Source organism: Leuconostoc miyukkimchii, from assembly GCF_019656055.1.
Lineage (GTDB): Bacteria > Bacillota > Bacilli > Lactobacillales > Lactobacillaceae > Leuconostoc > Leuconostoc miyukkimchii.
In genome coordinates this window covers 207,278-229,606 of the sequence record NZ_BPKY01000001.1, presented here as the reverse complement: position 1 = coordinate 229,606, position 22,329 = coordinate 207,278, and the positions used below count along the sequence as shown (strand labels likewise).

Sequence of the window (22,329 nt, the reverse complement as noted above, 5' to 3'; positions counted from 1 at the left end):
TCAATCTTATAATTTAATATGCTGTATCAATGAATTTTAATCCGAGTTCTCGGCCATATTGTTGGATCGTTGATTCAGCTAAATTCATTTCAAAAGCCAAATCGATATAACTCGTCATACCTTGATTAAATAATGCCGCAACCTGGGCCTTACGCTCGTCTTTACCAATTGCCGATTCTGTCCCAAGTGCCTGCACACCATGACCAATCAAAATATTTTCGGGTTCACTCGTTATTTTTTTATCCCGTTTTTCACGTTCTCGGTATGCTTGGGCGGCTAGCTTTTCGTCAAGCATGCTTACTTTAACCTCATCCGTTGATTCAGATTGCTTTTTAAATTGGTAGTTCATATTACACCTCACCAAATGCGCGCTCAATAATGGTCTTGCCACTAGCAAATGCCATTGCCCCATTCTCATAAACAGTCTCTAACAAATCTTGTCCAGGTTCACTTTGAGAAACGGTCACAAGTCGATTGTCTTTCAAAATAACTTTCAGCAATCCAGGTTTTGATGTTTTTGTCGTATCAGTTTTAGGCTTTTTTTGGATATTTATTGTTTTTCCATCAGCAGTTTCAGCATACGAAGCCTTGATAGCAAAACGCTCTGTGTCACGTGTAAATCCTTCTTGCAACAAACCACCACCCGATCCAACTACTAAATTATCTGCAGACCAGCCAGCATGAATCAGTGCTTCGTATAGCGCAACAATTGTATCAGCTCGCATACCATCACCTTGAATCACAACAACATTATGTTTCAACAGTTTATACCCTTTGTCATTAACTATCGTGCCAAAAATTTCTGCCAATAAATCAAGTACCTGTAAATCAATTGCTTGCGGATTACCTGAGTCTGGTCTCAAAACGATGCGTCCTGAACGCTTAATAATACGGGTACTGATTTCTGGAGAACCAATGACGTGCTTAATGAAGTTTAAGGCATCATATGAATCAATAACAATTGAAAGAATGGCATCATCTGGTGCACGATCAAGCTGTGCATTCACATAATCAAACTCACCTTGACCTGAACCATAAGCCGTCGCAACTGAATGTTCTGTCGCCCAAACAGATAATGCACGCCCAGCAACACCGTAAACATCTTCAAAATATTTAGATGCTGCCATATTATCAGACCCTCTAAAATGCAATAAATGTGCTGATCCGCCACGCTTACCAGATTCAAGTGATGTTGCGCCACGCAAGCCAAAATCATTGACAGCCAAGCTAAGGCCCGCTAATGTTCCAGTTTTTTTAAATAGAGGCACCAACTGTTTTTTAATATACAAAGAGTTCGTAGCAATTGTCGTCGGATACCAGACATGCATCAAAGTAACCTCGAGTGCATTCAAACTCGTTGCAAACCAATCAGCAGTAGATTCAATAGTAAATAAAGCATTACCAGTAGGTACCTCAAGTCCTTCAGGTAACGCTTTAATTTTGACTGGAAAGTAACCTAATTCACGTACTTTTTCCCAAACCAAACGATTAAAATAGGCTTTTGTTCCAAATGTTAATTCAGAAATTTTTTCAGCCTCATCAATCATTTCAGTTGTAATCGATTGACGAAAATAATCATGCAAAATCATACCAAAACCAAACCAACTTACCGTATCAAAACGACCACCTACGCGTGCTTCACCATAAGAGTATAGTTTCGTAATGTTTGTTGGGTATTGTAAGTGGTGTGTTAGTTTATAGGCATCTGTTGCTAGAATTAAATTGTCTGTCATAACATAATCTCCGGCAAGTGAGTTGTGATTAGGCTTTGAGTAACATCCTTAAATTGATCACCAGATACACGCAATAGTCGCCAGTCATATTCTTTATCATCATCAAATTCATCAATATAAGGTTCAAATTCACCCTCAGTTTGCAAAATCAAGTAACCTGCAAATGCTTCTACGAAGGCATTATTGGATTCAACTGTTCTGACTAATTTTCCTTGATCAAAGAATCCAACGGCTAACTTATCACCATGCCATTGCCCTTCAAATGCCCATTTCAACGTTATCCAGTCAGACGTTGTCAAACCAATATTCATCAAATAATCTAACGATAAACGAATATGTATTGGATGTTGTTTTGACTGTTGTTCGATGCCTTGTGCATCAAGCTGACTAGAAAAGATGCCAACCAGTGCTTCAAACTCAGCGACAGTGGGCATTTCTTCATCATTTTGCCAAGATAACACCAAAGATAAGTCAACATCTAATGCATCACTGATTTCCTCAGCTGTAATTCCTGTTAATTGTTGTAATTTTTCTAAATTATTCATAAGTTCATTATACTAAAAAAACCACCCTAAGGCAGTTTTAATTTTTTGACTTTGTTATTTTTTTGGCGCGACGGCTAACAACGATAGACCGGATAATACCACTAATAGTTGGTAATAATGTGACTAAGGCAATACCCAAAATAATAACAGAAAAATGTGCGCTGACAAAAGGAATATTACCAAACATATAGCCTGCTCCGGTGGCAATTAAACTCCACGAAAAGGCAGCTATGACATTGTTTCTGAGAAAGACACCATAAGAAAATTGACTAATTCCTGCAACAAAAGGAATGAACGTACGAACAATTGGCATATAACGCCCTATAATAATTGCTGCTGCACCACGTTTTTCGAAAAAGCCTTCTGCTTCACGAATATGTTCCTCTTTAATAAAACGCCCGATTAGTGGATGTCTTATGAGCTTATAACCACCTGTGCGACCAATCCAAAAATTGAGTGAATCACCTGCCACTGCAGCAATAAAAAACAAAATCATAAACACCCAATGATTTAAACCAGCTGCAATTCCTGCTGGGGTTGCGGCAACAGCGCCAGCTGCAAATAATAATGAATCACCAGGTAGAAAAGGCATAACGACTATACCTGTCTCTATAAAAATGATGGCAAATAAAATCAAATATGTCCATGATCCAAACTGTGTCACTAGGGTGGCAATGTGTACGTCAATATGGAGGATGAAATCTATTAAAAACATGTGAATAGTATGTATCATCAAACCGATAATAAAGGTTTGCGTGACACACGTTCCCCTAACTTAAATTTTTCGAATATGAATAGTGTAACACATATTTTATATCGCACATAATAAAAACTCACATCACATATTTTTGAAGTACGTGATAAAATTAATTTTGGACAAAATTTGTCCATTAACAAACTTTACAACATATCCAAAATAATCTGTTGTAAAGTAATATTATGTTAAAAATCATAAGGAGATAACACATGAATGAAACAAAGCTTATTGCCGATCTTGAAGATATCAACCGTTCTGTTGATCAAACTAAAAAGTTGCCTGGTGCGAAAAACGTCTATCTAGCAGCCGGTTGGTTTTCAGATACACAAGAATCATTATTAAAGGACGCGTTTATCCAACTAAGCGCCAATCCTAGCATTGCACATATTCATGTGCCTTTGTTACATCAATATGGTGGTATAGCATTAGGTGATTCAAATAATGAACCAGACTTTGAATGGGGTGCTATGACCTACAAAGCAGATATTAAAGCAATAGACAACTCTGATATTACTGTGGCTGTTTTTGAAGCTGAAGATGCAGATAGTGGCACAGCTATGGAATTGGGATATTCCGTTGCATCAAACACACCAGTTGTTTCCGTGTTTGCTGGTAATTTAGACAAGCACCCAGTTAATTTGATGCTATCATTTGGTACGGATGCACATGTAACGTCAACTGCCGAATTAGCAGACTATGACTTCTTCGATATCACACCCAATAAATATCTAGGTAAACTGATTTAATGTCAACAATAATCTAAAATACGAAAGGTGCCAAGCCGCTCTCTCAAAGCACTGCTTTTAAAGCAGAAACCACACAGAGTGCCTTAATCTTGGTAAAATAATACACATGACAAATTCTTCATCCACACAAATTTCCCATTGGCAACTATTAAATCCACTTTGGTATGCTGAACAATTCAAGGGTTGGACACGCCTGTCTTATACCCTACTGTCTGTTGGTCTATTAATCATTGCTTACACTAGTTTTGGCATGGGAGCACCTATTAACAGTATGACCTTTGCAACATTTTTTGCAGCAGCGTTTGGTTGGACTACTGTCCTTGGTTTAAAAGAAGCAAAACCGATGAACGGTTTATTCGGATTACTATCAGCAGCTATCTATATTTATGTCGCTTGGTTACACAAAAATCCCGCCGATGCTGTTTTACAGTTAACATACGTCATTTTACTAGACATTCCAGTTTTAATTATGCCATCGTGGGTTAAAGACACCGATAAACACGTGCGCTTTATTCATGAAACTGATATCAGAGGCGAAAAGCATGGCAAAGTATTCTGGTATAGTGTTGTCGCATTAGTTGCTATTGTAGCCTTTGTAGCTGCCTACCTATTTGAGACACAAGTATTACACACACCACGACCTATTTCTGATTCATTGGTTCTAGGTACGGGATTAGTTGGTGCCGTCTTAACAACTTTTCGATTTTCAGAAAGCTGGTTTGCTTGGCTATTACAAGGTCTTATGCAAATTGCGCTATGGGGCTTAACTGTCGCTGCTGGTGGCGCACTTGGTGCTTCGGCTCTCGTAATTTTAGTCACTTACCTGATGTATTTCGCAAATGATGTCTTAGCCATTGCACAATCATCATGGTTTCATCACAAAGAAATCACGGCACAACTGGCACAAAACAATGTCAAGTAAAATGCCTTGACATTGTTTTTCAAAAACCTATTGACAAAAGCCTTAAATTTCGGTAAACTTGACTAGTTGATAAATTGAAACGAAAGGAGGTGCCATTATGGCTACCCCATCAAACAAGAATTCAAAGTCTCACAAGCGTAACCGCCGCGGACACATTGGTTTGAATGTTCCTAACATCGTGTTGGATCAAACAACTGGTGAATACCGCGTAGCTCACCGTGTCTCACCTTCTGGTGTTTACAACGGCAAGCAAGTTACAGAAAAGAAGTAATTACACATTATAACCTGTACCATTACGGCACAGGTTTTTTGTTTGCAATTTTATGGTAAAATGGTAACATGACAATTACAATTAAAGAAGCAGCGGTTGATTCTGTAGAAGCTGCCAAACAAATGCGCCGCAAAGGCGCTAATCGGATTGAACTAAATAGTCGTTTAGATTTAGGTGGCTTAACACCTGACTCACGCACCATTATTGATACGTTAATCAATATTGATGATATTCCTGTTGTCATCATGGTACGTCCTCGTGGTGGTGATTTTGCCTATACTGACATTGAACTGCAACAAATGCAAGATACTTTACAACAAATTGCTGATCTTGGCGGACAGTTTGTCACATTTGGCGTTGTACGGAATCATCTACTGGATAAAGACGCGATGTTGATGTTGCTGACACTTGCAGATGAATTAGATTTAAAAGTCGTGATGCATATGGCGTTTGATGATATTGACGTTGATCAGCAAGAAAATGCGATGTACTGGTTATCCGATCATGGCGTCACACGTATTTTGACACATGGCGGAAAACTTTCCACACCCATTATGACATTATTGCCCCACTTACAAAGACTCGTGAATATAGCACCTGCTGATTTAACAATTTTACCCGGTGGTGGCATTACTGCTGAAAATTCACAGATTATCGCTGATACACTTGGTGTCAGTGAAGTGCATGGATCTCACATTATTTAGTTACAAATTGGTCACTTTAACAAAACAGTTAAGGGACTTTTTTTATAAAAATGATTGCTTGTCAGTTGTTACACTGATATTGTCTATACAATAAAATAACAAACGAGGTAGATTACTTATGCCCTTAGATGGCCTATTTACGCATGCTTTGGTGCATGAATTTAATGAATTAATTGTTGGTGGTAGAATTACCAAAGTCCACCAACCGTATCCTAACGAAATTGTATTAGTCGTTCGAAATAACAGTGTAAACTATCCCCTGCTTCTAAGTGCTCACCCGACTTATGCCCGTGCACAAATTACACATATTCCTTACGAAAACCCACAGACTGCACCTAATTTCGTGATGTTCTTACGCCGTTATTTAGAAGGCGCAAAACTTCAAAAAATTGAACAAGTTGAAAATGATCGTATTATTAATTTTTATGTCAATGCGCGCAATGAATTAGGTGATATTCAAGAAATCCGTTTAACACTTGAAATGATGGGTCGCCATTCCAATTTATTTTTAGTACGTGAAAACGACTCACGTATTTTAGAGCTTATCAAACATGTACCAGCAGATCAAAATCGTGTGCGTTCATTAATGCCCGGCGCAACATATATTCTCCCGCCTGCTCAGAACCTTACCAATCCATTCACAGCTGGACTAGATGGTTTAGCACCTATGATTTTAGACACGCCGTTTGATGATTGGGCCACTTTTATTCAGTCAACCTACCAAGGTTTTGGTCGTGATTCAGCGACAGTATTGGCCCGCACAATTAATCAGGATGGCGATCATTTAGCACATGCAAACAACTGGTTAGCACGTTTTAATGACTTAGAACCCACCCTGTTTACTTCTAATAATGGTGCTTTGAGCTATTCGGCCTTTAATTGGTTGCAAGATTCCGTAACAAGTGAGAATTTCCAAACATTAGGTGATATGTTAGACGCCTATTACATCGGAAAAGCAGAACGTGAGCGTGTTAATCAACAGGCTGGTTCATTGATTCGTGTTGTTAAAAATGAACTCAAAAAAAATAATTCAAAACGAAAAAAATTACTAGCCACATTAGATGATGCGGAAAATGCAGATGACCTCAAAGTTAAGGGTGATTTACTAATTACATATCCCCACCTTGTTAAAAAGGGCATGACATCAGTTGCAATTGAAAACTATTATGACGACAATAATTTACTTAATATCCCACTAGATCCTAAACGTGATGGCTTAAAAAATGCCGAACGATATTTCACAAAATATCGCAAGTTGCGGACAGCTATCGCCTATGTTAACGAACAAATGACATTAACTGATGCCGAAATTGAATATTTTAATAATATTGTTGCACAACTCGAAGTGGCATCGCCTAAAGATGTTGAAGATATTCGTTTAGAACTCACGAATGGCGGATATATTCGAGCAAATAAGAAAAACAAACAAAAACCTAAAGTTTCCAAACCGGATAAATTTAAAAGTTCAGATGGCACCTTAATTGAAGTTGGTAAAAACAACTTACAAAATGAACGGTTATCACTTAAACAAGCTGATCGACGAGACATCTGGTTACACGTCCAAAAAATTCCTGGTTCTCATGTTATTATTCATTCACCTAATCCATCCGATGTAACATTAATCGAAGCAGCAAAGCTTGCTGCCTACTACAGTAAGGCACGTAATTCTGCAAATGTTCCTGTTGATTACCTACCAGCAGGAAAACTACGTAAACCAAATGGTTCAAAACCGGGATTTGTTATTTTTGAAGGGCACCAAACACTGTTTGTGACACCAGAAGCAAGTCTTGTCTCTCAACTAAAAATCAAATAATTATCTTGCAATTAAATATTGCATTTGACAAACAAGGCCGATTTCTGTTAAATTAGTCTATGTTGTTTCGTACAGATAGCACAGATTTATATGTGCCGAAAAAAGAGGCGTGACATTATCATTTTTTGATAATGTCACACCTCTTTTTATTTTTTAAGGAGAAATCATGCAAAAAAATAATTGGAAAGTTATTCCTGCTGTCATTGCAACTGGTATTTTAAGTTTTAGTGGTGTTTTGATAGAAACATCAATGAATGTCACATTTCCTAAACTAATGACTGAATTTAATACAGATACAAACGGTGTACAATGGGTAACTACAGGCTATCTTTTAGCAATTGCCATCATCGTACCAATATCAGCATTTTTAATTCGAAATTTTTCAACACGAACACTATTCATCCTGTCAAATAGCGTTTTTCTACTTGGTATTCTTTTGGATTGTGTGTCTCCTACATTACCATTGCTACTGGCCGGTAGAGTCTTACAAGGTGTTGGTACTGGTATTGCGTTACCTTTGATGTTTCACATTATACTCACCAAATCACCAATAAATCGTCGTGGTATGATGATGGGAATTGGTAGTATGATTACATCTCTTGCGCCAGCCATCGGACCCACTTATGGCGGCGTTTTACTAAATACCATGGGCTGGCGAGCAATATTTTGGTTCTTAATTATTTTAATTCTTGTTTCCCTAATCATGGGGCTTGTCAGTATACCAACTGAGCAAGTCCGTCGAACAGAAAAGTTCCCCGCGAGTACATTTGTCTTTTTAGCAATTGGCTTAGGCCTTCTTTTATTAGCCATTGAAAAAGTTTCATTCAGTATGGCAAGTATTGGTACTCTATCACTTGTTATTTTTTATTTCATGAACAAAAAGCAAAAATTATTACGTTTGAGTCTTTTTAAAAACGCGCGGTTTGATTTGTATATGTATGGTTTTTTAGCTTACCAGGCTACGCTATTAGGTCTATCCTTTATTCTACCTAATTATTTACAATTACACTTGAATGTTAGCGCAGCTGCAGCAGGCGCATTTATGTTCCCAGGTGCCCTTATTAGTGCTTCTCTAGCACCTTTATCAGGTTCTTTACTGGATAAATTTGGGCAATATCGACCTATTTTATTTGGACTGATTGTATCGACTCTTGCGCTTAGTGTGATGTTTTTTTACTTTCAGTCACTAAATTTTTGGACACTCATGTTAACTCATATGTTACTTATGGTGGGTATTGGCTTTTCATATGCTAACTTCATGACTATAACGTTAGCAGCGCTTCCGGTTGGTGAAACGACAGATGGCAATGGTATTTTAAATACTGCGCAACAATTTATTGGCGCAACATCTACTGCTATTGTTGCCCAAGTTATCACCACAGCTATGAATAAAAATCCAAATAACGGCATAATTACTGGCTCACAACATGGTATTGGTGGCATCGCTTTTGCTATTTTTATTTCTCTCATCATATTTGTGATATTAAACCACAGACCAAAAAAGTTGACTACTGAGTAGTCAACTTTTTTAGATTTCAGGAATAAACATATGACCTAAAGTTGCGGCCATCACTGCTTTAATCGTATGTAACCGATTTTCTGCTTGTTCAAACTGGTGAGCATAGGGCGCATGAAACACATCATCAGTAATTTCCATTTCTTGAATGCCAAATTGCTGATATATTTCTTGTGCCATTGTCGTTTTTAGATCATGAAAAGCTGGTAAATCATGCAAAACAATGACTTGGTCGTTATGTGTTGAAGCAACAAGCGCCGCATTAATTTGATATGGTGTTAATAATTTAATTCGTTCTTCAAATGTTTCTTCCTCACCCATGGAGGCCCAAACGTCAGTATATAAGACATCAACACCTGCAACACCCTGAGCAACATTATCGGTAATGAGCAACTCAGCGCCAGACTCGTCTGCTTTTTTCTGAGCTAAAGCTTGAATTTCTGAAGTCGGTTGTAAACTTTTAGGCGCTACAATATGGATATTAACACCCAAAATAGCGCCAGTAACCAATAAAGAGTTGGCAACGTTGTTACGACCATCCCCCAGATAGGCTAGTGTGATGCCTTCTAGATGATTAAACTGTTCCTTAATAGTCAGAAAATCTGCTAACATTTGAGTCGGATGCCAGTCATCGGTTAACCCATTCCATACAGGTACACCTGAATATTTTGCTAGTCCTTCCACTGTTTCTTGTGAAAAGCCACGATACTCAATGCCATCATACATACGACCAAACACCTTAGCCGTATCTTCCAATGATTCTTTTTTTCCAAACTGAATATCGTTTTTACCTAGAAACTCTGCATGTGCACCTAAGTCGTTAGCAGCCACAGTGAAACTTGATCGTGTACGAGTAGATGTTTTTTCAAAAAGTAAGGCAATATTTTTCCCTTGCAAATATTGGTGCGGTATATTTTTCTGCTTTAAATATTTGAAATGGGCTGCTAAATCAATTAATGTTTCTAATTCTTTTTTACTAAAATCGATTTCTTTTAAAAAAGATTTTCCTTGAAAATGTGAACTCATTGACGTGCCTCCAATTTTATTTGATGCCGAGCAATCTCTTTTTTTACATTAGCCACTGCTGTACCACCAATTGAGGTACGACGATTCACTGCTGTTTCAGATTTTAACACATTAAAAATGTCATCTTCGATTTGTGGTGCCGCAGACTGCAATATCGCTAGAGACATTTTTTGTAATGGTGTATGTGTTTGTAATCCTTGCAATACAAGTTGTCCAACAATAGCATGAGCCTCACGGAATGGGACACCTTTTGTTGCTAAATAATCGGCTAGTTCTGTCGCGTTAGAGAAATCATCTTGTGTGCTAGCCAACATACGTTCCTCGTGAACTTTCAAGCCACTCAACATACCAGTAAAGATTTTTACTGAGGCAATAACAGTATCCATGACATCAAATACTTGTTCCTTATCCTCTTGCATATCTTTATTATAGGCTAGTGGTAAAGATTTCATAGTTGTTAACAATGCCATCAGCGCACCATATGTCCGCCCTGTTTTACCACGAACAAGCTCAGCAAAATCAGCATTCTTTTTTTGTGGCATGATTGATGATCCAGTTGAAAAATCGTCTGATAGTTCAATATAGTTGAATTCATATGTTGACCATAAAATGAGTTCTTCCGCCATACGTGACAAGTGCATCATCATCATAGCTGAATTTGACAAAAATTCAAGTGCAAAATCCCGGTCGGATACGGCATCAAGTGAATTATGATAAATGTCATTAAAACCCAGTTGATTTGCTACAAATTCTCGATCAATTGGAAATGTTGTTCCGGCTAATGCCGCTGCACCTAATGGTAAAATATCTGTGTGCAACTGATTAAATTCAAAACGCTCATAATCGCGTTGGAACATATCAAAATAAGCTAATAAATAGTGACCGTAAGTAATTGGCTGAGCGTGTTGTAAATGTGTGTAACCTGACATGATAGTCCCAGCATGCGTTGTGGCTAGCTTTAGTAATTCTTGTTGTAGCTCAGTAATAGCTTCTAAAACATGTGGTAATCGATGTTTAACCCATAAATGAAAATCAGTTGCTACCTGATCATTACGTGAGCGTGCCGTATGCAGCTTTCCTGCAACAGCACCAATTTTTTGAGTCAGCAGTGATTCCATGTTCATATGGATATCTTCATTTTTAACATCAAAAACCAACGTGCCATCTGCCAAGTCTTTTTGCAATACTTTTAAGCCCTCAACAATTTGTGTTGACTCATCAACAGTAATAATACCCTGCTTGCCAAGCATTGTTGCATGCGCAATTGAACCCTCAAGGTCTTCAGCAGCCATTTGTTGATCAAAATGAATTGATGCACCAAATTCATCTACCCACTCCGCTGCTTTAGCAGTAAAACGACCACCCCATAGTTTTGTTGTTGCCATAAACCTTCTCCCTTATGTACGGCGTAAACGCCTTTAAACTACTTAATTTTATTCTTCTTATCAGTTGAATGGACATGGTTAACTTGTTCGTAAACTGTGTTACTCAAAGTCCATAATTTGATAAATCCAACTGCTGCTTCCTGATCAAATGACGAAGCACTTGTATATGTTGCCAAATCCTCATCGTATAGTGAGTTATGTTCTGATTGACGTGCAACCGCAATCGCATTACCTTTAAACATCTTCATTTTAACAACACCATTCACATTTTTTTGTGTTTCATCAATAAATGACATTAGTGCATCAAACAAAGGTGACACCCATTTTGCTTCATAAACTAAGTTAGCTAATTGTTGTTCAACTATTGGCTTGAAATGTGCAACATCACGTTCTAATGTTAAATCTTCCAAATCTTTATGTGCTGTCATCAATACCGCTGCAGCAGGCGCTTCATAAATCTCACGTGACTTGATACCAACTAAACGATTTTCGATATGGTCAATTCTGCCAATACCGTGCGCGCCAGCCAGTACGTTTAATTTAATAATTAAATCAGCTAATGGCATTGCTACACCATCTAGTGCAACTGGCACACCTTCAGCAAATGTGACATCAATAAACTCAGCTTCATCAGGCGTTTTTTCAATTGGTGCTGTTAATGCATATGCACCTTCTGGTGCTTGGTTCCAAGGATTTTCTAAAATACCAGCTTCATTCGCACGTCCCCAAAGGTTCTCATCAATAGAATAAGGTGATTCCAAACCAACTGGTACTGGTACATTATGTTCGGCTGCATATGCAATCTCTTCTTCACGTGACCACTGGAACTCACGAATTGGTGCTTCGATTTTCATGTCAGGATCCAAAGCATGAATTGCTGCTTCAAAACGTACTTGATCATTTCCATGACCTGTTGATCCGTGGGCAATAGCAACTGCATCATTTTCATGCGCAATGTCAACAAGTTTTTTAATGATCAATGGCCGTGATAAGGCGGACACCATTGGATATTCACCTTCATATAGCATGTTAGCTTTGATTACGGGTGCGACATATTCATTAGCAAATTCAGCTTGTGCATCAATTACAATTGATTGAACAGCGCCGACTTTTAATGCTTTCTCTTGAATCATGTTCATATCTTTACCGTGTTGTCCAACATTCAAAACAACAGCAATAATGTCATAACCCTTTTCCTTCAACCAAGGAATTGCTACTGATGTGTCCAAGCCACCTGAATATGCCAATACTAATTTTTCTGTCATGTTTTTGTCCTCCGTATTTATCTATGAATTTATATTACCGCAAATTGTTTATTTATTCAATAGTATACTGACTATATACATTATAATATTGTATATTGGTTATTTATATGTATATTTTTGCAAAAAAAAACAAGTATCGCGACTTGTTTTACCTTACTTATTCTGCCATTTGTTCCAAAATGCTTGAGTGAACGCGATCAATTTCTGTTTGACTCATGACTTCAACAGATCCCAAACCACCCATGCTTTGTGTTGTGCCGCGTAGTTGATCCTGTTTTATATTTCCAAATGCTGAACGATAGCTCAATGCTAGATTCTTCATAGATGTTGTTGAGACATCAGTTTGAACATTGTTTGATAGTGTGTTCAATAATGAATCATTAAACAGTGTACCAACACTTGCTGAATTTTTTAATATACCTCTGATAATCAATTGTTGTCTCATCTGACGACCATAGTCCCCGTTAGGGTCAGAATGACGCATCCTTGAGAATGCCAAAGCTTCATTACCATCCATATGATACGTTTGACCAGCTGTAAATGAATATTGATTCTTAGAGTCAGCCTGTGTATCATCCCCTTCAGTGGTAAAGGTTAGTGGTGAAGTCACATCAACACCACCAACAGCATCAACCATTCTAACTAAGCCACCCATATTAATCAAAATATAGCCACCATTAATCTTGATGTTCAACAAATTTTCAACAGCTTCCAAGGCTGAATCAGCTGTTCCATATGCAAATGCAGCGTTAATTTTCATTTGTTGTCCATTAACAGTAACTAATGTATCACGCGCAATCGATGTCATTGTTGTCACGTTTGTTTTCGGATTAACGGTCATGATCATCATTGTATCTGTTCGGCCTTTGTAATCTCTACCCAACTCACCTGTATCTGTTCCCAATAACAGATAAGATACCGGCTTTTTAGCTGACGTGACTTTATCCGCCTTTTTTGTCATCTGTGACGGATTTTGGATTTTGGTAATTGTTTTATTCATCTTATAATAAGCATAGGCACCCGTTCCGACGCCAGTTAAAACAACCAATGCTAGAATTAGCAGAATGGTATTGCGAATTCGGTGCCTTTTTTTAGGTCGATTTTGTTTCCCATTATTACCTAATCTAATTTCTTCTCGTGTTGGCATGTCTACTACTCCTACAATAGTTTCATCATACATTATAGCATGACAAAAGTTAATTTCTGATTAAATACTCAACTTCCGATGAAATGGGAAATGAATAATTGTGCAACATTGAAATAAATTAACACCGATGTTAAATCAGACAGCGTTGTGATAAATGGTCCACTAGCTACAGCTGGATCAAATCCCATTTTGTCAATCAAAACTGGAATTAAATAACCAGCTAAATTAGCCACTATGATAGCCACAGTCATTGCAATGCCAACTGCCAACCCAAGTATACTATTTTGCTTCCAAACTGCTACAATGAGAAAAACAGCTAAACCTGTTGCTACACCAACAATAATGCCAGCAATAATTTCACTAAAAAAGGTTTTAAAGCCACTATTTTCACTACCCACTGCAATACGACGCACCGCCAATGCCAGTGCTTGCGTACCAGCATTTCCAGCCGTCCCAGTGATGAGTGAAATAAATGCAGCTAAAATTGAAGCTTGCCGTACTAAATCATCATATGAACTAATTAGAGTGGCTGTTGCCATACCTAACAGTAATAAGGCAATCAGCCATGGAATACGCTTAATCGCTGAATGCCAAGGTGTATCATTAATCTGACTAACGTTAACGGCAGCCAAACCAGAATAATCTTCTACCGCCTCTTCTCCAATAACATCGACAATATCATCGACAGTAATAACACCCAGCAAACGGTTATTATCATCTGTAACTGGAATCGATAGAAAATTATAATCCGCAACAATTTGGGCAACATCTTCTTGATCATCACCAGCTTTCACACTAATAATGCGATCGTTGGTAATCTCAGAAACAGCAAGATCATCAGGATGTGTCAGCAAATCACGCAATGAAATAACACCGGACAATTGATCTTGAAAATCTAACACATACACGTAACTGATTGCTTCAGCCTCTAGGGCTTGTTTTTTGACCAGGCGCATAACCTCGTCAACGTGAAGATCTTCTTCCACTGCCAAATATTCAGTAGACATCAACGATCCAGCAGTTTGATCATCATAATTTATTAACTTACGTACATCATCAGCCTCAGATTTCGGCATTAAACTCAAGTACGTTGCCACCAGACGGTCAGGCATCTCTTGGAGCAAATCAGCTGCATTATCTGCATACATTCTTTGCAATACAAGCGCACCACGCTGCGGTGGCATCTCTTTTAACAATGTGACAATATCAACTTCATCAACATCTAAATTATCAAAAACACTGGCCAATATATCAATAGACAATAAACGCCATGCCACTGCACGAAGCTGCTCTGGTAGTTCAGCATAGACTTGTGCCATTTCAAAATCATGTAGAGATTCAAAACTTTCTATGAATTCACTATCTTGGCCCGATTGCAGTAAATCAGCTAAAAATTGAATTGTTTGATGTAATTGTTCGGTTTGATCAGCCATATTCCCTCACTATTTGACATTTAGTTACTGTCTAGTTCTTATATGTATATGGTATCAGCCCGCCACACTATTTATACCAAATCACGTAACCCTTTCAAATCTTCTGGTAATTTTGTATTAAATTCTCGATATTCTTCAATAAAGGGATCATAGAATTTCATGTGGTAGGCATGCAACGCCTGACGTTTTAGACCATACCATAGGGGTCCACCATATAAATCATCCCCAACTAGGGGATGTCCAATATTTTTGAAATGTACACGAATTTGATGTGTTCTGCCGGTATGAAGTTGTACCTTAACACGTGTCATGGGCTGCTTACCATCTTCATCGTATCGACGTTCTACCCAATATTCTGTTCGTGATGGTTTGCCATCATCACGAACTTCGCGCTTAATGAAATCACCATCTACTCGTCCAATTGGTGCGTTAATATCATCATGATCCTCAGGTAAAATACCACTCGTATATGCCAAGTAAAATTTTTCAACAGTATGCTCTTGCAATTGTTGATCCATAACCGCATGCGCAAAGCGATGTTTGGCTAGTAAAACAATACCAGAAGTATCACGATCTAGTCTGGTCACAACATGTGGTACCAAATCTTCTGCATTTGTCTCTTCCAAATGTCCTTTTACTTGATTAACAAGTGTGTGTAATCTGTCTGCATGTCCGGGAACAGTTGTGATACCATATGGCTTATCAACGACTAACCAATGTTCATTTTCAAAAATAATATCTAATGGCTTATAATCTGCCACCACGAGGTCATTGCTTTCCTCTGTGGGCATAATAATAGTCACTTGATCACCATCATCTAAATAATCTGACGTGTATACTTGCTTATCATTTTTTAAAATTGCCCCACCATTATGCTTCATTTGACTAAACATGCGGTGTGATACACCATGTGCCTGTAAAAATGTTCGTACTTTACGTTGTTCACTTCCCGAATAGGTCCATGTAAATTGCATTGATTTGTCGTACATACAACAAGTCGCACATGTTGTATGCTTCCCTTCATTAATTAATTAATTGATTGATTTAAAGATTTGTTATGGAGAATCAGAATCTTACTCAACATCACTAATGAACGCACGATGAACGCGCTGCCAAAAGTTTACGTGTCGATACGCTGCAAAATGTACCTGTTGATCTGCAACGCGAAATCGTAATTCTGTAATATTTTTCACTTTTATATCACATTGATCATACATGACCAAGAAATGATTACTTTTTGGTTTCATCACAATTTCTTGTCCTTGTGGTACTACTAAGGGTGATCCTAAAGTTCGAAACACGCGATTGTTTATTGAGGCAATTTCAGACATTTGTATCGCTGGTAAACTAGGATGTAGCACAGCCCCACCATTTGCCTTATTATAAGCTGTCGAACCAGTTGGTGTTGCAACAGCAATACCATCACCACGAAAGCGCTCAAAAAGTTGGTCACCTAAATAGATATCAGCAACTAATGTTCCTGTTGGCTGTTTAATTGCAGCTTCATTTAGTGCCAAAAAATGATACTGTTCGCCACTTTCATAAACAACAGTCATATCTAGTAATGGATAACTCACCTTTTGGCTATTATCATGTACTAAACTATTAACCAATTCATTCAAACCAGAAGCTAACCAATCTGTATAAAAACCTAAATGACCAGTATGTAAACCAACAAACCTGATATGATCAATTTGGTCAACATAATGTTGGAAAGCGCCCAAAAGCGTCCCGTCTCCGCCAACTGAAATAACTATATCAGGTTCATCGTTATCGATTTCAATATTATTTTTTTGTAAGGCTAATGTTAAGTCTTTTGTAATTGCCTGTGAACTTATAACATTGTTATTAAAAATTGCAATTTTCATTCTGCCGCCCGAATTTCACTTACTTTCTGATCCCATTCGAAATTCTCTTCTGCTAATAATGTGAGTTGTTCGGCAATTTCAATTGGTAAATCATCACCATGTTTATAACGTAAATCGTGCTCTATTGTTGCCCAAACATTCATAGCAATTGTTCGTACTTGTATTTCAGCAAGTACCTTACGTTCTCCACTATACATTTGTACTGGATATTCAATGACTATATGATATGAACGATAGCCTGAAGGCTTTGCATTGGTAACATAGTCACGTTCTTCTAATATTTGAAAATCTGTTCTATCACGTAATAACTCGACGACTTTGTAAACATCTTCGACATATTTTGTCATGATACGTACACCAGCAATATCTTGTAAATCTAATGACAATCGTGATTCGTCTAAATGGCGACGTACAATTTTTTCTTCAATTGATTCTTGTGATTTCACACGACCTGTAACGAATTCGATAGGTGAATTTTTACCATCTTTTTCGAACTGATCGCGTAAACCACGTAATTTAATTTTTAATTCTGTTACCGTCTGCTGGTACGGAACGAAAAATCGATTCCAATCCATGCCGACACCTCTTTCTAAATCATTATCATATTGTGTTAAGCATGTCACGACAATATGCAACAAACGCGTTCAATCTAGAACATATTAGCTAAATTACAGCTGGTTATTGTTGAAATGTGTGTGTGATGTTTAACTCATACTCTTCATTTTAACACATATTTTATTTTGTTTTGAATTTAACCAATTGTTTTAGGCATATCAGTCGACAAGACATAATTTTACGCGTACAATTACAATTTGGATATTAAAATATGCTAAAAAACAACAACTACTTGACGGAGAAAGAACCATGATCGATATTTATCATTTTTCAAACCCACTTTCAGCCGATTGTTTGACAACGGCACAATGCTTACAAAGTATAGCGTTGGATATTACTGAAAGTATTCAACTATACTTTGTGCCACTGATTGATATTAATTTCATCACAAAATTAGAAAATAAAGCCATAGATTTAACAGAGCAAGATTCTGGTAGTATCGATAATATAGTAACTGTTTTCAATGTTATCCTTGATTTTAAGGCCGCTCAGCTCGAAGGCAATAAAAAAGCACGCCACTTTTTAATACAATTGCAGCATGAACTTATTGTTAATAAACAACCTTATACACGTCAACTTGTTAAAAAACTGATCACTGGTAATGGTATCAACTACCCTGACTTTTTGACTAATCGTGTAACAGATGAGGCTATTTCTGCTATTATTAAGGACCAAAAATTTGCACAAAAAACAATCCAAAATAGTGCAACTGGTATTGCCGTTGAATTTTCTGAAGAACAAGAGATTAATGTCTTAACTGATTTTTCTGTTAACGATTTAGTGCTCTCCTTTGCACCACACTTCACCCCAAATATTAATGCAGAAATCTTGCTAGAAAATATTAAGCAGATGAATATTAAAACTGAGGCCATCTCATGAAGAAAATATTTGAATTCATTGGTGCCATTTTCACAGCAATTATTGGTTTGCTTATCCTCATACCGATCCTCTTAACTATCATTGGCGTTGCTGTACCTGTTATCTTGTCAATTATTGCAGTCGTACTCTTGGTTCTTTTAGTGATATTTGCTATCGGTGGTGTTGCTACTTTGATTACAATATGGCGCATAAAACGTCATATCAAAAAATCAAATGGTGTTGAATTCGTACACAAAGGCAAAAATTATAATATTTACATGTCACGTTCTACTGAAAAAAATGGGCGACGCGATGTCACAGATGATGATTGATCAATTAGCGTATTATGCGCAGTTATTTGATACTAAACCTTGGATACAACACAAAGTAAACACTGCAATCAATACATTACGTGCGTTAGAAGCGCATCAAATACCTAACCAACCTTTACCACAGCTATTTTTCACTGAAAATCAAATTTTAAATGAACCAAGCCTCATGCCACTAGATGATTTACTATTTGATTTTAGACAAGAATTAATCAGTTCTTTTTGTATTTGGCATTTACCCAATCAAGCTTGGATTGCTGATCTTCATCAGTTCATTCATGGTCGACGTGTACTTGAAGTCATGGCAGGCAATGCTATCATTACATCCAACCTACGTCAACTTGGGGATGATATTGTAGCAACTGATAATTTTTCTTGGCAAGAACAAGGCATTAGATTACCCGCACCTTGGACACAAGTACATAAAATGTCTGCTATAGAAGCGATTCACGCTTTTTCTTTTGACGTTATTATCATGAGTTGGGCACCTGACACCGATCAAAGTGACCTTGAAATTTTACATGCCTTACGCCAGCAGAATTTTACTGGCGATTTTATTGTCATTGGTGAAAAAAACAAGGCAACAAACTCCAAAGGCTTTTGGCAAAATGCTGACTTGTCCACACCAATACTACTCAATCGACACCATATCCCCTTTGACTTCATTCAAGATCAAGTTTATAGCGTAAAATGAGGTGAGAACAAAAGTTCTCACCTCATTTTTTAATAGGTCATTAACGCAAGAAATGGCACATCCCCTGCTTGCATAATTTTCTCACGACCATGTAAATCTTTTAATTCAATAATAAACGCAACACCAGCTACAACGCCACCAAGTTCTTCAATGATCTCGCGTGTCGCATTGATTGTGCCCCCAGTTGCTAAAAGATCATCAACAATCAAGACACGCTGACCTGGTTTAATAGCATCTTTGTGGATTTCAAGAACATTTTCATCACCATATTCTAACGAATATGCCGCACTAACAGCTGCACGCGGTAACTTACCACCTTTTCGTGCGGGGATAAATCCAACATTAAGCGCATAAGCGAGTGGTGAACCCACTATAAAGCCACGTGATTCAGGACCTGCAATGAGGTCTATTGATAAGTCCTTTGCAAAATCAGCAATGGCGTCAATAGTTTGCCTATAAGCAACACCATTACCCATTAAGGGTGATAAATCACGAAAACTCACACCCTTTTCAGGAAAATTTTCTACTGTTGCTACATATTCATGTAAATCTACTGTCATTTTTTTCTCAGAGTATGAACATAAATCAGCTTAAAGTTGTCAATAACATAATATAACTTACCAACATAAAATCCAGCTGGCAATATATTAGTAGTCAGTTATATTTTGACATCAACTGATGTGTTTCTACATTCAGCACTCATGCTTTCTATTTAATATTAATTCACGTTAACGATTTGCTAAGAATTTATGATAAGTTACTGACGTTGTTAATGGCTTTTGTGGTGCGTTGGGGATAATCCGTACAAAACCACCATTTACAACTTGAACAAAGCCTAGTTCAATAAAAACTTGAATCATAATATTTAAATCATCTTTAGTTAGATGGAGTTGTTTTGCTATGCTATCCAAATTTTGTCCAAAGTTGAGGTCTTGGTGCCCATAAATGAATTTATAAACCTGAGCAAAAAATTGTTTATGGCTGTCATTTTCAACAATTTCTGGTATTGATACATCATTCAAAAGTAATTGCAGCCGTTTTTGACCTCGGAAATAATTCAAACCAATCGTTGCAACAAATGATATGTTCACTGGATTAGCAGCAATTGTTGTCCAATCTGGATGATTAAACCCTACTGCTTCAATATGGTTTGCTAATGTTAACTTCAGGTGCTGTCCAGTTGATCCCATTGTTATCGCTTTTTCAATTGTTGGTTTTTGAACACCAAATATTGGTTGGCTATTGCCAGTACCAAAAGGTTCTAACAAAGTGAGTGCATCATATACCGAAGTAGTCATTTGCTTTAAAGGCAACATCATGTTGACATCAATTGTTTTTTTAGGTGTTTCAAATGCCGGTAATCTAGTCAGCTTTTCATGGAGTAACTTCAAATTAGACTCAGATATGGCCAGCCCCAGCGCACTAGCATGACCACCAAATGTCTCGTATAACTCACGATATTGGCTCATTAATTCGTACAAATCAATATCATTATATGTACGCCCAGATCCTTTGTAACTACCCGCCACTAAACTTAAGACGATCACTGGTTTGTGAAGTAACTCAACTAATCGACTGGCAACAATACCTAAAATGCCCTGATGCCAATCTTTTCCAGCAACAACCAACACTTGGTCGTTAGCGTGTTCATCAGACAATGCAATCTGCTTAGCTGCACCAAAAACTTCTTCAACAATTTCTTGACGTTGCGCATTTATCGCTTCGATTTGTGATGCCATATCAGTTGCTTCATTTGAATCTTGGCTTAACAACAAATCAAGTGCAAGTTGGGCATCACCTAAACGGCCAACAGCATTCAAACGTGGTGCAATTTTGAATGAGACAGTTTCTGAAATAATTGGTTGATTGGCTAATTGCCCTGCATTTTTCAACAATGCTAATAACCCTGGACGTGGACTAACGTTTATTTGCTCAAGTCCCCATGAAACTAACGTGCGATTTTCATCTGTTAAAGACACCATATCGGCGATTTCGCCTAAAGCTACCAAATCTAACATTTCAGTTGGCAATTCGCTGCGGTTTGTAATCGCTTGACCGTCTGTTAACAATGCTTGTGCAACTTTAAACGCCACACCAACACCCGACAAATCACCAAATGGATAACCACCGTTCGGATGTCTTGGGTGTACGATAGCGTATGCATCAGGTAACACGTCTGGCATTTCATGATGATCCGTAATAATCACATCAACGCCGTGTGTCATTGCATATGCAACAGCCTCATTACCACTAACGCCATTATCAACCGTAATAATGAGCTGCACGTTTTCATCAATTAAGCGCTTATAGACATCAATGTTTGGTCCATAGCCATCTTTGAAGCGGTTGGGTATATACGCCGTCACGTCTGCTCCCAAAACTTCCAAGGCTTCGACCATAACGGCTGTACTTGTCACACCATCTAAATCATAATCACCATAAACGACAATTTTTTCACCGCCAAATGCAGCCTCTGTTAAGCGTGTGAAGACCTTATCCATATCGTGTAATTGCATTGGATCATGTAATTGATCAACACTAGGCTGCAAGTATTGAAACGCTGTTTCTGGTGTTGTATAGCCCTTTTGTGCCACAATCGTAGCTGTTAATTGATCAATATTTAGTTGTGTTGTCAATTGATGTATCGTCTTTTCAGGTGGTTGTGGCAAGACATGCCAATTATTTTGACTCATTATAACCTT

General features: G+C 37.7%; 23 protein-coding genes. 9 read left to right on the top strand and 14 right to left on the bottom strand.

Annotated elements, in window-relative coordinates; all coding sequences use genetic code 11:
• Positions 1-13: 13 nt before the first annotated feature.
• Genes K5Q13_RS01055 through K5Q13_RS01040 form a run of 4 tightly spaced genes read right to left on the bottom strand, consistent with a single transcriptional unit; the run spans position 14 to position 2,993 of the window.
• Positions 14-349, bottom strand: coding sequence for a hypothetical protein (locus K5Q13_RS01055; protein ID WP_220738961.1), 336 nt, complete (start codon positions 347-349; stop codon positions 14-16).
• A gap of 1 nt (position 350) precedes the next feature.
• On the bottom strand, positions 351-1,733 hold the full coding sequence (locus K5Q13_RS01050) for a nicotinate phosphoribosyltransferase (RefSeq protein ID WP_220738960.1): 1,383 nt from the start codon (positions 1,731-1,733) through the stop codon (positions 351-353).
• Positions 1,730-2,278, bottom strand: a complete 549-nt coding sequence (locus K5Q13_RS01045; protein WP_220738958.1) for an XRE family transcriptional regulator — start codon at positions 2,276-2,278, stop codon at positions 1,730-1,732. The genes K5Q13_RS01050 and K5Q13_RS01045 overlap by 4 nt, the downstream gene beginning before the upstream one ends.
• 37 nt (positions 2,279-2,315) lie before the next feature.
• The gene (locus K5Q13_RS01040; protein WP_220738956.1) at positions 2,316-2,993 is read right to left on the bottom strand and encodes a VTT domain-containing protein; all 678 of its coding nucleotides are present in this window, start codon (positions 2,991-2,993) and stop codon (positions 2,316-2,318) included.
• A 251-nt stretch (positions 2,994-3,244) separates the two neighbouring features.
• Between K5Q13_RS01040 and K5Q13_RS01035 the strand changes: the two genes are divergently transcribed.
• From K5Q13_RS01035 to K5Q13_RS01010, 6 genes are all read left to right on the top strand, one after another.
• Entirely contained in the window at positions 3,245-3,781 is a 537-nt protein-coding gene (locus K5Q13_RS01035; RefSeq protein ID WP_220738954.1) for a nucleoside 2-deoxyribosyltransferase, read from the top strand.
• 106 nt (positions 3,782-3,887) lie between these two features.
• On the top strand, positions 3,888-4,703 hold the full coding sequence (pnuC, locus tag K5Q13_RS01030; protein ID WP_220738952.1) for a nicotinamide riboside transporter PnuC: 816 nt from the start codon (positions 3,888-3,890) through the stop codon (positions 4,701-4,703).
• A 97-nt stretch (positions 4,704-4,800) separates the two neighbouring features.
• Complete coding sequence (gene rpmF, locus K5Q13_RS01025; RefSeq protein WP_013103890.1) at positions 4,801-4,974, top strand: 50S ribosomal protein L32; 174 nt, start codon at positions 4,801-4,803, stop codon at positions 4,972-4,974.
• 68 nt (positions 4,975-5,042) lie between these two features.
• The gene (locus K5Q13_RS01020; protein ID WP_220738950.1) at positions 5,043-5,678 is read left to right on the top strand and encodes a copper homeostasis protein CutC; all 636 of its coding nucleotides are present in this window, start codon (positions 5,043-5,045) and stop codon (positions 5,676-5,678) included.
• 118 nt (positions 5,679-5,796) lie between these two features.
• A complete protein-coding gene (locus K5Q13_RS01015; RefSeq protein ID WP_220738948.1) occupies positions 5,797-7,491 on the top strand; it encodes an NFACT RNA binding domain-containing protein in 1,695 nt (564 codons plus the stop codon).
• Positions 7,492-7,657: 166 nt separating this feature from the next.
• A complete protein-coding gene (locus tag K5Q13_RS01010; protein WP_220738946.1) occupies positions 7,658-9,010 on the top strand; it encodes an MFS transporter in 1,353 nt (450 codons plus the stop codon).
• A 9-nt stretch (positions 9,011-9,019) separates the two neighbouring features.
• Here K5Q13_RS01010 and argF read toward each other — a convergent pair whose 3' ends face one another.
• The 8 genes from argF to K5Q13_RS00970 form a co-directional block, all read right to left on the bottom strand.
• Complete coding sequence (gene argF / locus K5Q13_RS01005; protein ID WP_220738944.1) at positions 9,020-10,033, bottom strand: ornithine carbamoyltransferase; 1,014 nt, start codon at positions 10,031-10,033, stop codon at positions 9,020-9,022.
• Complete coding sequence (gene argH, locus K5Q13_RS01000) at positions 10,030-11,418, bottom strand: argininosuccinate lyase (protein ID WP_220738942.1); 1,389 nt, start codon at positions 11,416-11,418, stop codon at positions 10,030-10,032. The genes argF and argH overlap by 4 nt, the downstream gene beginning before the upstream one ends.
• A gap of 38 nt (positions 11,419-11,456) precedes the next feature.
• Positions 11,457-12,683 (bottom strand): argininosuccinate synthase, encoded by a 1,227-nt coding sequence (locus tag K5Q13_RS00995; RefSeq protein WP_220738940.1) that lies wholly within the window; start codon positions 12,681-12,683, stop codon positions 11,457-11,459.
• A 157-nt stretch (positions 12,684-12,840) separates the two neighbouring features.
• Positions 12,841-13,830 carry an LCP family protein gene (locus K5Q13_RS00990; protein WP_220738938.1) on the bottom strand — a complete coding sequence of 330 codons (990 nt, stop codon included), beginning with the start codon at positions 13,828-13,830 and terminating at the stop codon, positions 12,841-12,843.
• Between the two features lie 68 nt (positions 13,831-13,898).
• Positions 13,899-15,263 (bottom strand): magnesium transporter, encoded by a 1,365-nt coding sequence (gene mgtE, locus K5Q13_RS00985; RefSeq protein ID WP_220738936.1) that lies wholly within the window; start codon positions 15,261-15,263, stop codon positions 13,899-13,901.
• A 71-nt stretch (positions 15,264-15,334) separates the two neighbouring features.
• On the bottom strand, positions 15,335-16,237 hold the full coding sequence (locus tag K5Q13_RS00980; RefSeq protein WP_220738934.1) for an RluA family pseudouridine synthase: 903 nt from the start codon (positions 16,235-16,237) through the stop codon (positions 15,335-15,337).
• Positions 16,238-16,336: 99 nt separating this feature from the next.
• Positions 16,337-17,131, bottom strand: a complete 795-nt coding sequence (locus K5Q13_RS00975; RefSeq protein ID WP_220738932.1) for an NAD kinase — start codon at positions 17,129-17,131, stop codon at positions 16,337-16,339.
• Positions 17,128-17,706 carry a GTP pyrophosphokinase gene (locus K5Q13_RS00970; RefSeq protein WP_220738929.1) on the bottom strand — a complete coding sequence of 193 codons (579 nt, stop codon included), beginning with the start codon at positions 17,704-17,706 and terminating at the stop codon, positions 17,128-17,130. Before K5Q13_RS00970 ends, K5Q13_RS00975 begins: the two co-directional genes overlap by 4 nt.
• 289 nt (positions 17,707-17,995) lie before the next feature.
• On the opposite strand from K5Q13_RS00970, the gene K5Q13_RS00965 reads away from it, so the two are divergent.
• From K5Q13_RS00965 to K5Q13_RS00955, 3 genes are read left to right on the top strand one after another with little or no spacing between them, the layout of a single operon-like run.
• Positions 17,996-18,625: a DsbA family protein gene (locus K5Q13_RS00965; RefSeq protein WP_220738927.1), complete on the top strand. Its 630-nt coding sequence runs from the start codon at positions 17,996-17,998 to the stop codon at positions 18,623-18,625.
• Positions 18,622-18,936: a hypothetical protein gene (locus K5Q13_RS00960; protein WP_220738925.1), complete on the top strand. Its 315-nt coding sequence runs from the start codon at positions 18,622-18,624 to the stop codon at positions 18,934-18,936. The genes K5Q13_RS00965 and K5Q13_RS00960 overlap by 4 nt, the downstream gene beginning before the upstream one ends.
• A complete protein-coding gene (locus K5Q13_RS00955) occupies positions 18,926-19,627 on the top strand; it encodes an SAM-dependent methyltransferase (protein ID WP_220739517.1) in 702 nt (233 codons plus the stop codon). The genes K5Q13_RS00960 and K5Q13_RS00955 overlap by 11 nt, the downstream gene beginning before the upstream one ends.
• 29 nt (positions 19,628-19,656) lie before the next feature.
• Here the strand turns inward: K5Q13_RS00955 and K5Q13_RS00950 are convergent, their stop codons facing one another.
• Complete coding sequence (locus K5Q13_RS00950) at positions 19,657-20,187, bottom strand: adenine phosphoribosyltransferase (RefSeq protein ID WP_220738923.1); 531 nt, start codon at positions 20,185-20,187, stop codon at positions 19,657-19,659.
• A gap of 168 nt (positions 20,188-20,355) precedes the next feature.
• On the bottom strand, positions 20,356-22,320 hold the full coding sequence (gene recJ, locus K5Q13_RS00945; protein WP_220738921.1) for a single-stranded-DNA-specific exonuclease RecJ: 1,965 nt from the start codon (positions 22,318-22,320) through the stop codon (positions 20,356-20,358).
• Positions 22,321-22,329 lie beyond the last annotated feature (9 nt).